The sequence below is a fragment of the Micromonospora sp. NPDC049903 genome (assembly GCF_044460945.1).
Taxonomy (GTDB): domain Bacteria; phylum Actinomycetota; class Actinomycetes; order Mycobacteriales; family Micromonosporaceae; genus Micromonospora.
In genome coordinates, this window is record NZ_JBITKL010000018.1 from 106,765 (window position 1) to 125,491 (window position 18,727).

9 protein-coding genes are annotated in these 18,727 nt (G+C 69.9%); 4 read left to right on the forward strand and 5 right to left on the reverse strand.

Annotated elements, in window-relative coordinates:
• Positions 1-201: 201 nt before the first annotated feature.
• Positions 202-1,029 (reverse strand): hypothetical protein, encoded by an 828-nt coding sequence (locus ACIBO1_RS23825; RefSeq protein ID WP_396750126.1) that lies wholly within the window; start codon positions 1,027-1,029, stop codon positions 202-204.
• Positions 1,030-1,259: 230 nt separating this feature from the next.
• On the opposite strand from ACIBO1_RS23825, the gene ACIBO1_RS23830 reads away from it, so the two are divergent.
• Genes ACIBO1_RS23830 through ACIBO1_RS23845 form a run of 4 tightly spaced genes read left to right on the forward strand, consistent with a single transcriptional unit; the run spans position 1,260 to position 11,213 of the window.
• Complete coding sequence (locus tag ACIBO1_RS23830) at positions 1,260-5,036, forward strand: hypothetical protein (protein WP_396750128.1); 3,777 nt, start codon at positions 1,260-1,262, stop codon at positions 5,034-5,036.
• Positions 5,033-7,771 carry a BREX-2 system phosphatase PglZ gene (gene pglZ, locus ACIBO1_RS23835; RefSeq protein WP_396750130.1) on the forward strand — a complete coding sequence of 913 codons (2,739 nt, stop codon included), beginning with the start codon at positions 5,033-5,035 and terminating at the stop codon, positions 7,769-7,771. The genes ACIBO1_RS23830 and pglZ overlap by 4 nt, the downstream gene beginning before the upstream one ends.
• Positions 7,772-7,776: 5 nt before the next feature.
• Positions 7,777-9,093, forward strand: coding sequence for a BREX system ATP-binding protein BrxD (gene brxD, locus ACIBO1_RS23840; RefSeq protein WP_396750132.1), 1,317 nt, complete (start codon positions 7,777-7,779; stop codon positions 9,091-9,093).
• Positions 9,093-11,213, forward strand: coding sequence for a DEAD/DEAH box helicase (locus ACIBO1_RS23845; protein WP_396750134.1), 2,121 nt, complete (start codon positions 9,093-9,095; stop codon positions 11,211-11,213). The genes brxD and ACIBO1_RS23845 overlap by 1 nt, the downstream gene beginning before the upstream one ends.
• A 42-nt stretch (positions 11,214-11,255) precedes the next feature.
• On the opposite strand, the gene ACIBO1_RS23850 is transcribed toward ACIBO1_RS23845, so the two are convergent.
• The 4 genes from ACIBO1_RS23850 to ACIBO1_RS23865 all read right to left on the reverse strand — a co-directional run bounded on the left by ACIBO1_RS23850 (position 11,256) and on the right by ACIBO1_RS23865 (position 18,616).
• On the reverse strand, positions 11,256-14,078 hold the full coding sequence (locus ACIBO1_RS23850; RefSeq protein ID WP_396750136.1) for an AAA domain-containing protein: 2,823 nt from the start codon (positions 14,076-14,078) through the stop codon (positions 11,256-11,258).
• Between the two features lie 156 nt (positions 14,079-14,234).
• Positions 14,235-15,797 (reverse strand): polysaccharide lyase family 1 protein, encoded by a 1,563-nt coding sequence (locus ACIBO1_RS23855; protein WP_396750138.1) that lies wholly within the window; start codon positions 15,795-15,797, stop codon positions 14,235-14,237.
• Between the two features lie 76 nt (positions 15,798-15,873).
• Complete coding sequence (locus ACIBO1_RS23860; RefSeq protein WP_396750139.1) at positions 15,874-17,232, reverse strand: polysaccharide lyase family 1 protein; 1,359 nt, start codon at positions 17,230-17,232, stop codon at positions 15,874-15,876.
• Between the two features lie 214 nt (positions 17,233-17,446).
• Positions 17,447-18,616 carry a Gfo/Idh/MocA family protein gene (locus ACIBO1_RS23865; RefSeq protein ID WP_396750140.1) on the reverse strand — a complete coding sequence of 390 codons (1,170 nt, stop codon included), beginning with the start codon at positions 18,614-18,616 and terminating at the stop codon, positions 17,447-17,449.
• Between the last annotated feature and the right edge of the window lie 111 nt (positions 18,617-18,727).

Here is an 18,727-nt window from a genome sequence, read left to right on the forward strand (position 1 = left end):
AGGCCCTGGCCTGGACCGCTCGGACAGACCAGGAGGCTCTTCATGGCTGCGGGAATGATCAGGAACACGTTCCCCATTGGCAGTTGTGTCCCGACGGCTTCCGCCTGAGCCCCTCAGCCTCCTTACACCACGCGCACTTCGGTTTACCTGCCTTGACGCATGCACAGCCCACGTCTGCCTCCTGTTCCGCTTTGCGGCGCGTCAGCCACGCCAGTTCTTCTCGAACACCAGCCGCCACGCTTGCTCGTTGCTTGTGGTCGAATCGTTCCAGTCCGGTATCTCACTGCCAGCGGCGGCCGTGAGAAAGCTGCCTGGCCGCAGCAGCCCGTCTCGCCATTTGGCTACCTGCCTCGTCAAGCCGTGGTGGCACAGCGGATGCCAGGCCCACAGCCAGTCGATCATGTCGTCAGCCCGCTGCAATCGCCTGTTCGGCGAGTCGAAGCCGAAGCGGCGCACGAACTCCTCGAACGCCTCCGGGGCTCGGAGTTGAGCCGTGAAGGCTCCGGCCTGCCCGCCGATAGCGAATTCCGTGCGCTCGGCGAGCCGGGCTCGGTTCACCGGGGTGTCCGGAACACCGCCACGCGACAGCAGATCGAGGTAGAAGTCAGGATTCAGCATCGTGATCCGCCGTGGGCGATGCTTGAGGACCGCATTGTTGATCAATGTGGTCAGCGCATTGGCGGAAGTCACGTCCCTCATGTGGATCCGCACTCCCATCCGGTCCAGGTCGAACGTCCCCCCGCCCGGCGTCACTTCGGTGTACGCGCCGGGAACCTCAGCGATGTCGGTCGCGCGCACGAGGGCGCGGCCGCCGCGGCGCATTATCAGGACGCGTCGGTCGGTCAGCACGACAGTCTCGTCGTGCGAGCGTTCGTCCAAGGCGATCCCCAGCGCCCGCTCATCCGGCAGCAAAGCGTCTCGGATCCCTTTCTGGCCCTTAGTCACCGCCCGCCGTGCTCGGTCTCCCGGAGTGAACAAGACGTTCGAGAAGCGCGCTTCGAGTGGCTCGTCGGGACGGAGGAAACCCATGTTGCTCCCTCGCTTGGAGCTGATCGGCGGTGGGGAATGCAAAAGTCTCTTCAGCTTTGTGAAGTCTTGTCAATGACGCGTATCAGACAGCGCTCCTGCCGGATCGTTCGTTGCTCGGGTCAATTCGTGTTACCCGACACGGCTGTTCGTACCGGATCCTCTTGGCGGTCTGTATCCGCACCGCACCCAGGGCCGGTGCGATCGGCAACTCGCTCGGTACGGTGTGCAGCATGTCTTCGCCCACCGCTGCGCTGCTTCTCCGAGAGGTCATCGACATTCCGGAGCGGACGAGCACGAGCGACTTCGTGCTCAAGCTCGCCGACAGTGTCGCCGACGCCGATTCCACGCTGCGTGACTATGTCGTCACAGATCGGCTCTTGGGTAACTTCGACGAGGCGCTCGGGCTGATTCGTTCCGCAGTCGAGGGGCAGGCATCCAAGGCCGCCTACCTGCACGGCTCCTTCGGCTCCGGCAAGTCGCACTTCATGGGGGTGTTGCACGCGTTGCTGCGCGGCGAGCCGGCGGCCCGCGGGCGGGACGAGTTGGCGCCGTTGGTCGCCAAGCACAGCGTCTGGCTGGACGGCCGCAAGTTCCTGCTCGTTCCTTACCACCTGCTCGACGCCCGATCGCTGGAACAGCGGGTTCTCGGCGGCTACGTCGACCGGGTGCGCGCGCTGCACCCCGACGCGCCGATCCCCGCGGTGCACCGCACCGACGCGCTGCTGGACCAGGCCGCCTCGCTGCGGGAGAAGATCGGCGACGCCCAGTTCATCGGGGGACTGCCCGGCGGCGACGTCGAGGACGAGTGGGGCGACAGCGAGACCTTCTGGACGCCGGATCGGTTGGACGAGGCGTTTGCCGGAGCGTACGCCGACGAACTGCGCCGCAAGCTCGTCAACGACCTGTTGACCAGTTGGAACAAGGGCTTCTTCAGCAACGCCCGCGAGGACGCCGAAGCGTTCGTCTCACTCGACCGGGGCCTCACCGAGATCAGCCGACACGCCAAGGAACTCGGCTACCACGGCCTGGTCCTCTTCCTCGACGAGCTGATCCTCTGGCTGGCCAACTCCATCGGCGACCAGCAGTTCGTCTCCCGGGAGATCCAGAAGATCACCAACTTCGTCGAGGGCGGCGACACCCGGCGGCCCATCCCAATCGTCAGCTTCATCGCCCGACAGCGTGACCTGCGCGAACTTGTCGGCGAGGAGGTGGTCGGCGCGAACGAGCTGAGCTACCAGGACACCCTCAACCTGGCCAGTGGTCGGTTCGACGTGATCAAGCTGGAGGACCGCAACCTCCCGGAGATCGCCCGACGCCGTCTGCTCAAGCCGCGCGACAGCACGGCCGGCGAGGCCATCTCCCGCGCCTTCGACGCCACCACCAAGGTACGCCGGGAAGTGTTCGACACCCTGCTCGGCACCGAATCGGGCAGTGGGGCCGACATCGACGCGTTCCGGTCGACGTACCCCTTCAGCCCGGCCTTCGTCTCGACCCTGGTGCACGTCTCCAGCGCGCTGCAGCGCTCCCGCACCGCGCTGAAGCTCATGCGGCAACTCCTGGTGGACCGTCGTGAGACGCTGCGTCTGGGCCAACTCGTCCCGCTGGGTGACCTCTACGACGTGATCAGCAGCGGTGGAGACCAGCCGTTCACCGAGAAGCTCAAGGCCGAGTTCGAGATGGCCCAGAAGCTGTACGACGTCAAGCTTCGCCCACACCTGCTCGGCCAGTACTCCCTGACCGAGGACGACCTCGACGCGGCCCGGCGCGGCGTCCCGCCGGCACCCGAGGTCGCCGGCAGGATCCGGGCCTTCACCGGCGACGACCGGCTGGTGAAGACCCTGCTGCTCGCCGCACTGGCGCCGAGTGTGCCCGCACTGCGTAACCTCACCGCCCGTCGTCTCTCCGCGCTCAACCACGGCAGCATCACCAGCCCGATCCCGGGCGGTGAGGTCGCGCAGGTGTCGCGGAAACTCGCCGACTGGGCAGGGCAGTTCGCGGAGATCCGCATCGGTGAGGGCGACGACCCCGTGGTCTCGCTGGAACTGGTCGGTGTCGACGTGGACAGCGTCCTCGCCACCGCGAAGCACTACGACAACGAGGGTGCCCGTAAGCACATCGTGCAGCGACTGCTCTGGCGGCAGCTCGGCGTGCCGTGGAGCGACTCGTTCTTCGCGGAGGCCGGACTGACCTGGCGCGGCAGCCGGCGGATTATCGAACTGGTCTATGGCAACGTCCGCGACAGCAACGACATCCGGGACGACGCGTTCTACCCTGCCGACACCGGCGGATGGCGCATGATCATCGACTATCCCTTCGACGACGGCAGCCATGGGCCGGCGGACGACCGGCAACGGGTGCAGGATCTGCTGAGCCGCACCAGCGCCCGGACGGTCTGCTGGATTCCCGCCGCGTTGACCGTGGAACGCCGCAACGAGTTGGGCAAGCTCGTCATCATCGACAAGCTGCTCGAGGGACAGCGTTTCGACAGCCACGCGGAACACCTCAACCCCGACGACCGGCGGCGCGCTCACGCCGCATTGACCAATCAGCGCAGCGCACTGCTGGCCAAGATGCAGGGCGTGCTGCGTCAGGCGTACGGTCTGGCCGCCAAGCAGCCGACCGACGTGCAGCTCGGCTTCGACGACCACCTGCAGTCGCTGACCCGCGCGCTGGAGCCGAAACTGCCGATGGGCGCCACGTTCGACGACGCGCTCCGCAGCATCGGCGACCAGATGCTCAGCCTCCAGTTTCCGGCGCATCCGGACTTCGACCCGGACCGCAAGGGTGACCTGGTGCGGCTCGCGGACGTCAAGGTCGTCCTCGACCACGTCCGGCGTGCCGTCGAGTCGGCGGAGGGACGCGTCGAGGTGGACCGGGCACACCGGCAGACCATGCGGCGAATCGCCAACCCGCTGCAGCTCGGCACCATGCACGAGGCGGCCTTCGTCATCGGGCGCGAGTGGGTCCAGCACTTCCAGCAGAAGGCGGCCAGCGAGGGCATCACAGGTGAGCTGCGGGTGTCTGACCTGATGGGCTGGATCGACCAGCCCAAACACCGAGGACTCGACCCGATCGTCGCGCAACTCGTCGTGGCGACCTTCGCCGAACAGACGGACCGGGCCTTCTACCTCCACGGAAGCCAGGTGACGCCCGCGCCGGACCTCGGCAGACTGACGGACAATCACACCCTGCGCGAGGAGAGCCTGCCCAGCGAGGAGGACTGGAAACTCGCGCTCGCCCGCACCGAGGCGATCTTCGGTTTTCAGCCGCTCGCCCTGCGTCGCGGTCGACTGGTCGCACTCTTCGCTCGGGACCTGGTCGCCGCCGCGTCCCGGCGGCGGGACCACGCGCACACGCTGGTGGAGCGGCTCGATGGGCACGCCGACCGGCTGCGGCTCGATCGCGACTCGGGCCGGTACGCGACGGCACGCGCCGCCGCCGACCTGATCGAGACCCTGACCAGGACCTCCACGCCGAAGGCAACGGTGGAGGCACTGGCCCGGGCGGAACTCGTCGGACCGCTGGATCGCATCGGAAGGAGCATCAGCAGCGCCAGCACAGTCGCCGAGGCGCTCGCCGCTGCCCCCTGGGACACCCTCGAGATCATCGCCGGTCTTTCGGAACCGCACGCGGTCCGAGGATCTGCGATCCTGACCGAACTACGCCGGGTCGGACAGGCCGACGAGCTGACCAGCCCACTCGCCCCGGCGCTGCGGCGGGCGCAGGCCGAAGCCACCGCACTGCTTCGCGTGGTCACGGCCGGCTCCGGTAACAGCCCCGGCACCGGTCCGGGCGCGGGCGGTGGTTCCGGTACGGGAGGTGGCTCCGACAGCGGGAACCAGGTCGTCGGCCGACCGGGTTCGGGGTCTGGTGGTGGTACAGGGGCCCTCGGTGGTACCCGGAAGGTGCATGTCACCCAACTGAACGCGGCATTGGCGGACCTGGAGCGGTTCGTGCAGGCCCATGGCGATGCCACCATCGAGGTCAGCTGGAGAATCGTGCCGTGACACAGGCACCCGCAACCTCGCAGGCGCTGCGAATAGGACCGGCCGCGCTTGCGCAGAAGGTGGCACAGGAACTCGACCGGCATCGCAACGGTGACGCGTACCCGGTCATGTTGGTTCGTGCGGAGCCGGAGTGGTCCCACGAACCGCTCCTGCAGTTGCCCAGCGGCCGACGAGCCCGGGTGGTCCCGTGCGTGTCGCCGCTCGCTGTCTGGGAGCACCTCGTCGCCGAGCGGGAGGGCGAGGTGCTGGTACTACTCACCGACGTTCCCGAGTCCGGCCTCGGCGCCGGTGTACGCAGCCGTATCTTCCGCCAGCAGGTGATCACCGTCGAGCCCTGGGATCTCGTCGTCGACGCGTTCGGCGCACAGGTGCCGGACACCGCCCTGGAGGGCGAGCGGTGGGCCGGCCCGGCTCTGCTGGACGCGATGCCGCCCGGTGGATGGCCACGGCTCACCACCAGCGTGCTGACCCGGGACGTCGCACTGCGGCATTTGGCCGCCGTACGGCTGGGGTTCGACCGGCGCGGAGACGGCCCAGACGACCTCGACGTGTCGACCCTGCTGCGGTGGAGCATTGAGCCGGGCACGGTCGAGGCGTTCGAGATGCTTCGGCCGGAGGAACGCGACGGCCTGGCGCGCTGGCTGGTCGAGCAGTTCGGCCGCCCGGCACGTGCGCTCTTCGCGCTCGTCAACGCCGGGCACGGGACCGACGTGCTTGCGCTGGGCCTGGTCTGCGACGCGTTGTGGGCCACCGACAACCCCGACGCGGTACGGGCACAGGGGCGCATCGACCAGTACTTCGGCAACCTCGACGACGATGCCACCGTGCGCGGTGTCGCCGCTGCTGCCGTACAGGTGGTCAGCGCGATGGTGACCGACCGGGACTCGAAGGTCCGGCGCCAGGGACACGCGGTGCTTGATCGGGCCGAGCAACTCCTCGTCCAGTTCGGTGCCGTCGACAGCGCCGGGCACAGCGGGATCCTGCGTACCGGCTTCAGCCGGCGGATCGACGCGGCGGCGCAGGCACTCGTCGCTGGCCTGACCGACCCCACCGACCCGAGGCTGACCACGGCCGTCGGCGACGTCTCAGAACACCTGCTGGCGAAGGCCGAAGAGACGCGGGTGAAGCGGATCGAGATGGCCCAGCGGCTCGTCCAGTGGCTCGGTTCCCCGGTCGAGCCCCCCCTCAGCGTCGCCGACGGTGTGCAGCGGCAGGTGGCCGAGTGGGGCTGGGTCGACCTGGCACTGAGCCATGTATGGGCCGGCGAGGACGTCCACCCGAAGCTTCAGGACACCTATCGCGTAGTCTTCGCGCGTGCCCAGCAGCGACGCCGCGACCTCGACGGCGCGTTCGCGCAGCGGCTCGGCGCCTGGGCCACCGCCGGCCCCGGCAACGACGGAGAACTGCTGACGGTCGAGAACCTGCTGCCCCGCGTCGTCGATCCGCTGCTGCGTGCCGAACAGCCGGTGCTGCTCGTGGTGCTCGACGGGATGAGCGCGGCGGTCGCCGTCGAACTGGCCGACGAACTGTCCCAGCACTGGGTGGAGTACGACCCGCTGGCTGGCGACGGGATGGGGCGACGCCGCGGACTCGCGGCCGCGTTGCCCACGCTGACTGCCGTGTCGCGGACGTCCCTGTTCGCCGGGGCGCTGAGAAGCGGGACTCAGGCCACCGAACGGCAGATGTTCGACCAGGGGCGGTGGGGCAGGGGAGCCCGCATCTTCCACAAGGGCCCGGCCCGGGGCGGGGCTGGTGAGGTGTTCGCCGGTGAACTGGCCGAGGTGATGGCAGACCCGTCGCGCCTGGTGGCCGTTGTGATCAACACCGTGGACGAGTCTCTGGCACACGGCCGAGAAGGAGACGAGGCCGGCTGGCAGCTCAATGACATCGGCTTCCTGCGTAGTCTGCTCGACCTGGCTCGTTCCGCCGGTCGTGCTGTCGTCCTCACCAGCGACCACGGGCACGTGCTGGAGCGCGGTGGGGAGCTTGTGAAGGTCTCTGACGCGGCGTCGGCCCGGCATCGCACGGGCCCGGAAGCCGCCGGTACGGGGGAGGTGGAACTCACCGGACCACGCGTGGTCGCCGGAGGGCGGCGAATAGTGGCGCTCTGGGACCCGCTGCGGCGCTACCGTCCCACCCGGGCCGGCTACCACGGCGGCGCCTCACTGGCCGAGGTCACCATCCCGTTGCTGGCCTATCTCGCACCGAACGTCACCGACATCCCGACGGGCTGGGCACCCGTGGAGGCACGGCGACCGCAATGGTGGGACGTGTCGGCACAAGAGCAGGCAGAGGCGGCCGCCGCCGCTCCGGCTCCTACAACGAGATCGCGCCGCAAGGCACCCGTGATGCCGGAAGATGCTCTCTTCGACGTGCCGACGCCGGCTGTTGTCGTGACCTCTGATGGTGTCCGTGGCGACGACCTGGTGGAAGCGTTGCTCGCTACCGAACTCTTCAAGGCGCAGCACAGCTTGACCCCACGCAAGGTCGATCGAGGGAAGATCGAAGCAGCGATGCGGGCACTGATCGAGGCGAAGGGCGTGCTACCGGCTGTCGTTCTGGCACAGCGGGCCGGGGAGGTGCCGACCCGGGCAGGCGGCTTCGTCATCACCTTGCAGCGGATCTTCAACGTCGACAACTACCCGGTGCTGTCGCAGATCGACGATGGGCGCACGGTCCGACTCGACATCACGCTGCTGCGGACCCAGTTCGGACTGCCGGGAGGTGCCACGTGACCCGCGTGAGCCCTGCACGGCGCCGCGAGGTGATCGACGCACTGCGTCGCGGCGCTGTGCCCGCTGCCGGGTTGGACCTGCTCGCCGTCGGCCTGGACCGCTTCGTCGCGGCGACCGGGGAGGACCTGGCCACCGTCACCGCTGGTGGCTCGGTCTTCAAAGCGGTACGCGGCGAGTACGGCTCGGGCAAGACCTTCTTCACCCGCTGGATCGCGGAACAGGCGAAGCGGGCCAACTTCGCCACGGCAGAGGTGCAGATCTCGGAGAACGAGACGCCGCTGCACAAGCTGGAGACGGTCTACCGGCGGTTGACCGAGCGCCTGACCACCGCGACGTTCCCGCCGAGCGCCCTGCGGCCGATCGTCGACGGCTGGTTCTATGCCCTCGAGGAAGACGTGCTTGCCGTCGGTGACGTGACGGCCGACGACACCGACGCTCTCGACACTGCCGTGAGCGCGCTGCTGGACCAGCGGCTCGCCACGGTCAGCCGCAGTGCGCCCGCCTTCGCGGCCGCGCTGCGCGGCTATCGGGCCGCGACGCTCGCCGGTGACCCCGCTACGGCCGATGCCGTGCTCGCCTGGCTCGGCGGTCAGCCGCACGTCGCCGCGTCCGCTCGTCGGGTTGCCGGCGTCCGGGGCGATCTCGACCACTTCGCGGCGCTCAGCTTCCTGCAGGGACTTCTCGCGGTGCTGCGTGACAGCGGCCATCCCGGTCTGCTGTTGGTCCTGGACGAGGTGGAGACGCTGCAGCGGGTCCGCTCCGACGCGCGGGACAAGGCGCTCAACGCGTTGCGGCAACTGATCGACGAGGTGCACTCCGGCCGCTTCCCCGGACTGTATCTGATCATTACTGGGACGCCGGCCTTCTACGAGGGACCGCAGGGCGTGCAACGTCTCGCGCCGTTGGCCCAGCGGCTTGCCGTGGACTTCAGCACTGACGCGCGGTTCGACAACCCGAGAGCGGTGCAGATTCGCTTGGCCGGGTTCACCCTCGACTCGCTCGTCGAACTCGGCGGCCGGGTGCGCGAACTCTACGCCGACGGCTCGGCGGTCCCCGGACGGATCCGTACCGTGGTGGACGACGCGTACCTGCTGGAGTTGGCGCAGGCCGTCGCGGGTGGTCTGGGCGGGAAAGTGGGAGTGGCGCCGAGACTCTTCCTCAAGAAGCTGGTGGGGGAGGTGCTCGACCGCGTCGACCAGTTCGCTGACTTCGACCCTCGGCAGCACTACGCTCTTACCCTCGCGGTCACTGAGCTGACCGACGTGGAACGCAACGCGACCAGGGCTGACGAGATCTCGCTCGACATCGGTGCCGACCTCTGATGGGTGCGGCGGATCTGCTGCATCCGGTCGTCGTCCACCACTTGGTGAACTCGTTGCAGTGGCCCGCGTTACGGCCGCTACAGGAGGCTGCCGTGCAGCCGCTGCTCGGAGGTCACGACGCCCTGTTGCTCGCGCCCACCGCCGGTGGGAAGACCGAGGCCGCGATGTTCCCCTTGTTGTCGCGGATGGCGCAGGAGACCTGGTCCAGCACCTCGGTGCTCTACGTGTGCCCACTGAAAGCACTGCTCAACAACCTGCTGCCTCGGATTGGCATGTACACCGGCTGGTTGGGACGGAGCGCGGCTCTGTGGCACGGGGACGTGTCCATGGGGCAGCGCCGCAAGATCCTTCGGGATCGGCCAGACGTACTTCTCACCACTCCGGAATCGCTCGAGTCGATGCTGGTCAGCCCGGCCGTGGATCACCACGAGTTCTTCCGGCACCTACGCGCGATCGTGGTCGACGAGGTCCACGCTTTCGCCGGCGACGACCGTGGCTGGCACCTGTTGGCGGTGCTCGAACGACTGAGTCGGGTGGCCGGGCGTCCGATTCAGCGGATCGGCCTCTCGGCGACCGTCGGCAACCCTGCGGACCTGCTGCGCTGGCTACAGGGCTCGGGTCGCGATAACAGGCCGTCGCAGGTCGTGACCCCAGACTCGTCCGCACCCATCACCTCGGCGTCACCCGCCCGTCCGCCCGGTGACGTCGAGCTGGACTACGTCGGGTCGGTGCACAACGCGGCGCGGGTCATCGCCGGCCTGCACCAAGGCGAGAAGCGGCTGGTCTTCTGCGATTCCCGAGCGCTCGTCGAAGACCTCGGCCAACGCCTACGTGCTCTCGGGGTGCGGACGTTCCTGTCGCACGCCTCGCTAGCGGCCGACGAGCGTCGGCGTGCAGAAGAGGCGTTCGCACAGGAGCGGGATTGCGTCATCGTCGCCACCAGCACTCTTGAGCTGGGTATCGACGTCGGTGACCTCGATCGGGTGATCCAGATCAACGCGCCGCGTACTGTCGCCTCTTTCCTGCAACGGATCGGTCGCACCGGACGCCGGCCGGGCAGCACCCGCAACTGCCTCTTCCTCGCTTTGGATGGCACGGGCCTGCTGCACGCCGCCGGGCTGCTCAGGCTCTGGCAGCAGGGGTGGGTGGAGACAGTCGTACCGCCTGCCGAGCCTCGGCACATCGTCGCGCAGCAGGTTCTCGCGCTGGCTTTGCAGAAGCATCGAGTAGGCGACCAGTTGTGGCCCGACGAGTGGAACGGTCTCGCTCCCTTCGACCAGAGAGCCGAGGTGATCGTGCGGCATCTCGTCGAACACGGGTACCTCGACTCGGACGCCGGGATGCTGTTCATCGGGCCGGAGGCCGAACTGAAGTTCGGCCGCCGCCATTTCATGGACATGCTCGCGGTGTTCACCGCGCCTCCGCAGTTCACCGTGCTCTCGGGTCGTACGGAGATCGGCCGTACCGATCCGGCCCTGCTTACGGCGAGAGTCGAGGGTCCCCGACTGTTGCTGCTCGGCGGGCGCAGTTGGCGGGTCACGTACATCGACTGGAAGCGGCGTCGTTGCTTCGTCGAATCCGCCGAGGGCGGCGGCAAGGCACTCTGGATGACCAACGGCCCCCCGCAGGGACTGTCACACAAGATGGTCCGTGCCATGCGCGACGTGCTACTCGGGACTGATCCGTCGATCGCACTCAGCCAACGTGCCGTCGCTCGGCTGAAGGCGCTACGCGACGAAGCGAGGTCATTGGTGCACCCTGGGGGCACCACGATCGTCCGGAACGGCGACGGAGAGGTCCGATGGTGGACCTGGGCAGGGTTCCGTGCCAATGCCACTCTGGTCGCCACACTCGGCGATCTGGCCGATCCGACCCAGCGCTACGACGACGCGGCCATCCGACTACGGCCTGACCTGGACCGGGACATGTGGCGGCGTGCCACAGCAGATGCCGTCGATCGTATCTGCCTGCCGCAGGTAACTGAGAAGTCGCTCGCCGGGCTCAAGTTCAGTGCCGCGCTTCCCGAACGGCTGGCTCACGCCACTCTCGCGGCGAGGCTGGCGGACGTCGAGTCCGCTACCGCGGTGCTTCAAGAGCCCGCCCGTTTCGTCCATCTGTGAGCGGTCCTCGGAGGGGCGTCGGCGCCGCTCCACTGCCGAGGGTTACTGCACCGTCCCCATCCGGGCGGTGAGGTCCAGGGCGGCGCGGATCGGGTCGTCGGACCAGCGGCTGGCGAACACGTCGTGCAGGCGCCAACCGGCACGGGCCAGGGTGCGGTGCCGCTCCACGTGGGCGGCCACCCCGTCCGGGTGCACGCCGCAGATCACCCCGACCGCGTCCGCGTCGGTGCCGACGCAGAGGTCGATCCGCCAGCGGCCGACCGGGTAGCCGGGCCGTACCGGCACGCCGATCCGGTCGAGTTCGTCGGCGAGGGCGCGGGCCCATGGCTCGGACGCGGGTGCGTCGGCAATGGTGGACGCCGGTGGCTGGGCGGAGTACCGGAGGTAGTCGGCGACGATGCCGTCGGGGGAGCGCAGCGAGGTGACCACCGTGAGCTGCCTGCGGGCCCGGGTGACCATGACGTTGAACAGGTTCGGGTCGGCCAGGAATCGGTGCCGGCCCGCCGGGTCGTCGTCGACCAGGCCCAGCGAGACGATCACCACGTCCGCCTCGCTGCCCTGGAAGGCGTGCACCGTCCCGGAGCGCAGGCCGAGCCGTTCGATCTCGTCGACGTCGTACGCCGAGAGCAACGCCGCCTCCACCGCGTCGGCCTGCGCGCGGAACGGGCTGATCACCGCGATGCCGCCGCCGGGTGGCTGGGCGGCGAGCTTGCCGACCAGGTCGAGTACGGCGTCCACCTCGGCCCGGTTGACGCCGTCCACCACAGCGGCGTCGGTGGTCGTCAGCACGTCGATGGCGTCGATACGCTCGGTGCGGGGGTGCCGGGTGACCAGCTTGAGTCGGTCGCCATAGAACCGCCGTGCGGAGAACCCGATCAGGTGCGGCGTGGACCGGTAGTGTTCGCCCAGCCAGGTGACCGGTGCGGCACCGGCCGCCAGGTCGAAGGCGCTGGACCGGCGTACGTCCAACCGGTCGGCGAAGCGGTCCAGCCCGTGCCGATGCAGGGTGGCGGTCACGTCCTCGTCGGAGACGAAGGAGACGAACCGTAGTTGGCGTGGGTCACCGGCGACCAGGGCGTGTCGGGCCCGGGCCAGTACCGGGGCGGCCCGCAACTGGTCGACGTGCGCCGCCTCGTCCAGCACGATCAGATCGAACATGCCGGACACCGGCGGCAGCAGATCCTCCACGTCGGCTACCGTGCCGACCCAGAGTGGCAGGGCCCGGACCAGTGCCTCGGCGTCCAGCCCGGCGAGCATCTCGCGGCGACGGTTGCGACCGGCCCGCAGGGCGGTGCCCAGGGCACCGGCGGCTCGACGGGCGTCGCCGGTCCACCGTCGCGCGCTGGTGACCTGGTGTCGCAGCGCGGTGCCGACCGCCTCGGCGAGCGCGGCGTCCGCCTCGGCCAGCGCCGACCAGGCGGCCGACAGGTCGGTGCCGCCCTCCGCCGGCAGTCGCGCCGCCGCGCGTACCGCCTCGGCGGCCTCCACCGCCGCCCGCAGCCGTTCGGCGGGTAGCTCGGGACCGGCGCCGGTCAGCCGCTGGAGCCGCCGGGCGGCCCGGGCCCGACGCAGCCGGGACCACCAGCCGGTACCCGCCCGGCCCGTGTCGGCCAGGGCCCTCCGGATCGCGGCGAGGTCGGCGTCCGGCGTGAAGACCCCCGGAGCGTCGTGGCCCAGCGCCGGCAGCAGCGGCTGCCAGCCGGGCAGGGTGGCGGCGAGCCGTTCCTGCTCCAACGCCGCGCTGATGCCGGACCGGACGGCGCTCACCCGGTCCCGGGCGGCGGTCACGGCGGCGGCGTCGTCCCGCAACTGGGCGTCGTCCACTCCGACCGCGATGCCACCGGCGAGGTCGGCGGCGACGGTCTCCCGTCGCTCGGCGTCGCCGAAGAGGACCGGGGGCGGGCCGGGATGCCGCCGCAGCAGCTCGCCGAGCACCTCTGCGGCGTGCGCGGACTGCGTCGCCACCAGCACCGACCCGCCCCGGCCCACGGTGTCCAGGGCGGCGGCGACCAGAGCGTGACTCTTGCCGTTGCCGGGCGCGCCGGAGACCACCACCACCGCCTCGGTCCGGGTCCGCCGGACCACGTCCCGCTGCGCCTCGTTCAGCGCCAGCGGCGACAGTACGTCGTCCCCCTCCGACTCGCCGCCGGTGCCGCTGCCGCTGCTGTCGCTGTCGGTGCCGCTGCCGGTGCCGTCCGGCGTGCCGTCGGGCGTTCCGGCCGGGCCGAGGTAGATCCGGGTCAGGGCCGTCTCGGCCAGTCCGGGGCGGCCCGCCCAGTTCAGCAGGGTGTCCCGTAGTCGGCCGGCGAACACGTCCCGGGTGACGAACAGCGCTGCTGCGGCCACCCCGGTCAGGGTCGTCTCGTCGAGGCGACGCGGTGGCCTCGGCACGACCCGGTCGACCGTCAGGCCGGCGGCCTGGGCCGCCGTGGTCACCCAGGCGGCCGTGCCGGGCGCGGTCAGCCAGCCGGGACCGGCGAGCCCCGGTGCGGCCTCCAGCCGGGCGGCGAGGTCCCGATCCTCGATCAGCGAGGTCAGTTCGAGGTCACCGGCGGGAACCACCCGGTAGGCGCGCCGCCCGCGCTCCAGGCGTACCGGTTGGGCCAGCAGCGGCAGCCGGACGCGACGCCGCGTCCCCGCCACGTCGACGCCGCCGACCAGGAACGCCAGCCCCAGCCGCAGGATCCGCTCGTCGCGGTGCAGTGCGTCCAGCGCCGCCAGCCGATCCAGTCGGGCGGTACGCGGACCCCGGTGCGGCTCGGGCAACCAGATCAGCGGACGCCCGGTCCCGGACACGTCGAACACCCGCTCCGCACCGGCCGGAGCCAGGTCAGCGAGAGCGGTGAGAATCGTCGCCGCGCGCATCGCCCGCCGATTCTGCCGTACGCCGTCCCGCCCGGCCGTCCGCGTGCCCCGATCTGCGGCAACTCGACGGTCGCGCCGACGCGCACCACCGATCGGCGACGCACACGGCGGTGGGCGGGAGCCGTCGACGGCTCCCGCCCACCTGGCGATCGGTTGTCAGGCGTACGTCTCGAACTCGGCGACCCTCGGGGTACCGCTGGAACTGGTGATCTCGAAGGTGACCTTGCTGAGCGAGGTCGAGGCGAAGCTGATCACACCGGCGGTGGTGCCGGAGGCGAGTACCGCACCGTTGCCGTGGTTGATCAGACGCCAGCCACGGATGTTGCCCACGGAGCCGGACGCCTCACGGATGTTGACCCGGGAGATCGTCTTGGCCGAGTCCCACTTGATCGAGATGGAACCCGTCGCGCCCGACGGGGACCAGGCGGTGCTCATGTTGCCGTCCCGGACGTCGCCGTAGCTGGTGCCGCTGGCCTTGCTGGAACCGTCGGAGCCGGCACCGATGCTCAGGTTGGTGCCGCTCGGCGGGTTCGTCGGCCCGGGGGTGGGGCTGTTGGTCGGTCCCGGGGTGGGACTGGTCGGTCCGGGGGTGGGACTGGTCGTCGGGTTCGTCGGCGTGCAGTTGCCGTTCGACGTCCGGATGCCCTTGTTGGCGCCGGCCGTGTCCCGGACGATGTTCGGCACGCAGCTCGCCGCATCCATCCGGTACGAGTAGGGGATGCTGACGCTGGTGTTGGACGTCGGGTTGGGGCCGGCGGGGTTGTTGTCGCCGCTGCGGGCCGACCAGGTGACGTTGTCGAAGGTGTTGCCGCTGACCTGCCAGTAGCCGGCCTCGCTGGTGTAGAACGTGCCGAGCACGTCCTTGGCGTTCTGGAAGTAGTTGTTCTCCACCTTGGCCTGGCCGCCGGCCCGCGAGTTGATGCCGGACTCGTTGATCCGCAGGTAGTGGTTGTTGTAGATGTGGGCCTGCCCGCCGCGCAGCAGGGGCACCCGCGAGTCGATGTTCTCGTACAGGTTGTTGTGGTACGTGACGAAGCCGTTCGAGCGGTCGCTCTCGCTGGAGCCGATCAGGCCGCCACGACCCGAGTTGCGCAGGATGCTGTACGACAGCGTCACGTACTGGGTGTCGTTCTTCATGTCGAAGAGGCCGTCGAAGCCCTCCGACTCGCCGCCGGAGGCCTCCAGGGTGACGTGGTCGACCCAGACGTTGCGGACACCGCTCTCCATGCCGATCGCGTCACCGCCGTTGGAGGTGGGCGAGCCGGACTTCTTGACGTTCCGCACCGTCACGTTCTGGATGATGATGTTGCGGGCCTCGCGGATGTGGATGCCGAGCTGGTCGAAGACGGCACCGTTGCCCACCCCGAGGATGGTGACGTTGCTGATCTGCTTGAGCTCGATCACGTCGGCGGCGGTGTTGCAGCTCGACCCGGACACCTTGGTGGTGTTGCCGTGGTTGATGGTCCCCTCCACCTGGATGGTGATCGGGGTGCTGCTGCTGGCCCGGTTGCACAGGGCCGCGTGGATCTGGGTGCCGGTGGTGGCGCGTACCGTCTGACCGCCCGCGCCGCCGGTGGTGCCCCCGTTGCGGGTGGCGAAGCCGGTGGCGCTGCCGACGGCGGCCGATGCCTGGGGGGTCACCAGGGTCACGCAGACCGCGGCGCCCACGGCCGTCGCGGACAGCCCCGCGAGGAGTCGCAGTGCGACTGTTCGTCTCATTCCTTGCCTACCTTCCGTGCTATCGGTGGTGGTACTGCTACAGCCGGGTGTGGTCGCCGGGTCGCCTGAGGGACGGTCAGAGCGGCAGGCGGTCGGCACCGGCGAGCGGGCCGACGACGAGGGGCACCAGCGGTGCCGGGAGGACCGGACCGTGCCGCAGCGTCGGCGTCCAGCCGGCGTCGGGCGACAGGTCCGGGTCGTGTGCGGCGTTGTACGCGGCCACCAGGTCCACCGGGCGGGGTAGCTTGCCGGCCGCCTTCACCCAGTTGCCGCGGGTGGTGATCGCGGTGCCGCTCCAGTCGTAGAGCAGGTCGGCGGCGGTGATGCCGGCGCCGAGCGTGAAGTGGTTGTTCTCCGCGTACACGGCGGACTGCACGCCGACTCCGATGGCGTACTCGAAACCGTCGCCGGCCAGCCGGTACTGGTTGTTGTAGAGGTCGACCTGCCCGAAGCGGACCCGGGGCAGCCGCTGGAGACCCTCGTCGAACAGGTTGTGGTGCAGGGTGACGTTGAGCCGGCCGACGTCCGGGCCGACGGTGTTGGACGAGCCGATCAGCATCAGCTTGTCCCGCCCGTCGAACCGGTTCCAGGAGGCGGTGACCAGGCTGGCCGTGTGGGTGATGTCCAGCGCGCCGTCGTGCACCTGGTACGGCCGTCCGAAGTGGATCGGCTGTCCGCTGTCGGGGTTGTCGCCGTCGGTGAACGTGTTGTGGTCGATCCAGACGTTCTCGCTGCGGCGGACCGAGACCAGGTCGTACTGGGAGTTCCAGTTGCCCGTCTCGCCGTCGGTGGGTGACCAGGCGGGGAAGCAGTCCCGGGCGTCGTCGAAGGTGATGTTGCGGACGATGACGTTGGGTGCCCGGTCGATCATCAGGGTGAGGCCGGTCAGCCGCGCCCCGCGCAGCCCGACGATGGTGGTGTTCGGGCCGACGTTGATCTGGGTCTGCCGGGTCTGGTTGGTCACCGACCGGACCCGAGCCTCCTCCACCGGCCCGCTCGGCGCGACCCGACCCCATACCGCCGGGTCGTACGCGGCCAGGTACGCCTCCAGCGAGTACCCGGGGTCGGCCAGATCGGTGCAGTCGAGCAGCCGTCCGTCGGCGTCCTCGAACCCGTCGATCTCGCCCTTGACGTAGATGATCTTCGGGGTGGTGTTGGTCGCGTTGGTGGCGTTGTTCCCGCCGAGCGCGGCGACCAGGCCCTGGCGACTGTCGACCACGTGGACCTGGCCGGCGGTGGCGGTGGCGCCACCGGTGGTGCCCGGCCCGGCCGCCGCCCAGCCGTCGTTCGTCGGCAGCGCCTGTCGGCCGATCTGCCGGGCCAGTGCGGACAGGGTGTCCGCGCCGCCCGTCGGGCCGGGGTGTGCCGCCGCCGGGGTGGGCGCGGCGGTCAGGGTGAGAATGATCAATGCCGCACCGGCGGCAATTCTGCGCATCAGCTCGTCCCGTTCCCTCGTCGTTGTTTCTCTATGTGACGAAGGTTACGGTTGTGTTTTTATTGGGGTCAATATTAATGATGTGCAGTTTTGTTGCAGAAAATGCTTTCGGCCGACATCGTCCCGACCTGTCCCGGTCGGGAAACCGCTGGTCATCGCAGAGTGCTTGGTCCTGATCGGACCGGCGATGTTGCAGTGGCGTTGCGGTGCCCTCCTATTTTGCTCCGGTCGGATCGGTCCGCCATGGGGCGACCGCCCACGGCACACCCAGCTCGGTCGGTAATGCGCCGCTCTCGGCGGCCCGACGCAGCACGTCGTTGACGCCGGGAATGACTCGCACCCGCTGCGGCCCGTCACCGACCGTCTCCACCCAGCCGCCGCCGAGCAACGTCGGCTCGGGCGCCGCCTGGAGCGCGGTCAGCACCGCGGTGAACGGGGCGGTCCGGGCCAGCGGCGCGATCAACGGCACCCGGGGATCGGCCCGGTGGTCGAGCAGGTTCTCCAACAGGCCCCGCCGCCCGGGCACCTCGCGTGCCTGCGCCTCGCCGGGCAGCAGCAGGCGGTCGGTCGGGTATTCCAGCACGGCCCGTCCGGCGTCCCCGGTCACGATCACCTCGCCGGGTACGAAGTCCTCCCCGGCCAGCGTCACCGCGGCCACGATCGGCGGGCCGTGCCGCAGACGTACCCGCAGCACGGCGGTGTCGTCGACCTCGATCGGCCGGACCCGGTAGCGCTCGACCTCGACGGCGGCGGGCTCCACCGGCCCACCGGTGACCGCCTCGGCCACCGCCAGGCACTGCATCACCGCGTGCGCCAGCGGGTTGGCCAGCGCGCCGTCGAGCACCGGTCGACCGTCCAGCGTCCGTCGACCGGCCCACGGGGAGCGGGCGTAGTACGCGTCCGGACGCTGCCAGGCGGCGACGGTGGCGATGCCGGTGACCGTACCCACTCGGCCGGCGCTCACCGCGTCGGTCAGCGCGGTCAGCGCGGCCGACCCGAGCGCCTGGAAGCCGACCTGCGCCACCCGGCCGGTGCTGGCCAGCGCACCGGCCAACTCCTCGTGCTCGGCGGTGCAGAGCACCGGCGGCTTCTCCAGCAGCAGGTCGGCCCCGGCGGTCAGCGCGTCCCGGGCGATCGGCAGGTGGGTGTGCGGCGGAGTGCAGATCACCACCACGTCCGGCCCGATGGCGGAGAGCATGGCGCGGTGGTCGGTGAAGACCCGGGCGTCGGAGGGTACCGGCGCGGCCGGCTCGTCCTCCAACGGCCGGGTGTCCACGAGCGCGACCAGCCGCAATCGTCCGGCCTCGTGCAGCGGGCCGAGCACCCGCCGGTGCCAGCGCCCGTGCCCGTTCGCCCCGATCAGCGCGACCCGTGGCACGGCCACCGGCACGGCTGTCGGCACGTCGGGCGTCGCGGCTGTCGGCGCGGCGGGTGCCGGGGTGTTAGCAGGGGACCCCTGCTCTACCGCAGGCGTTAAGAAGGTGCCCTTCCTTTC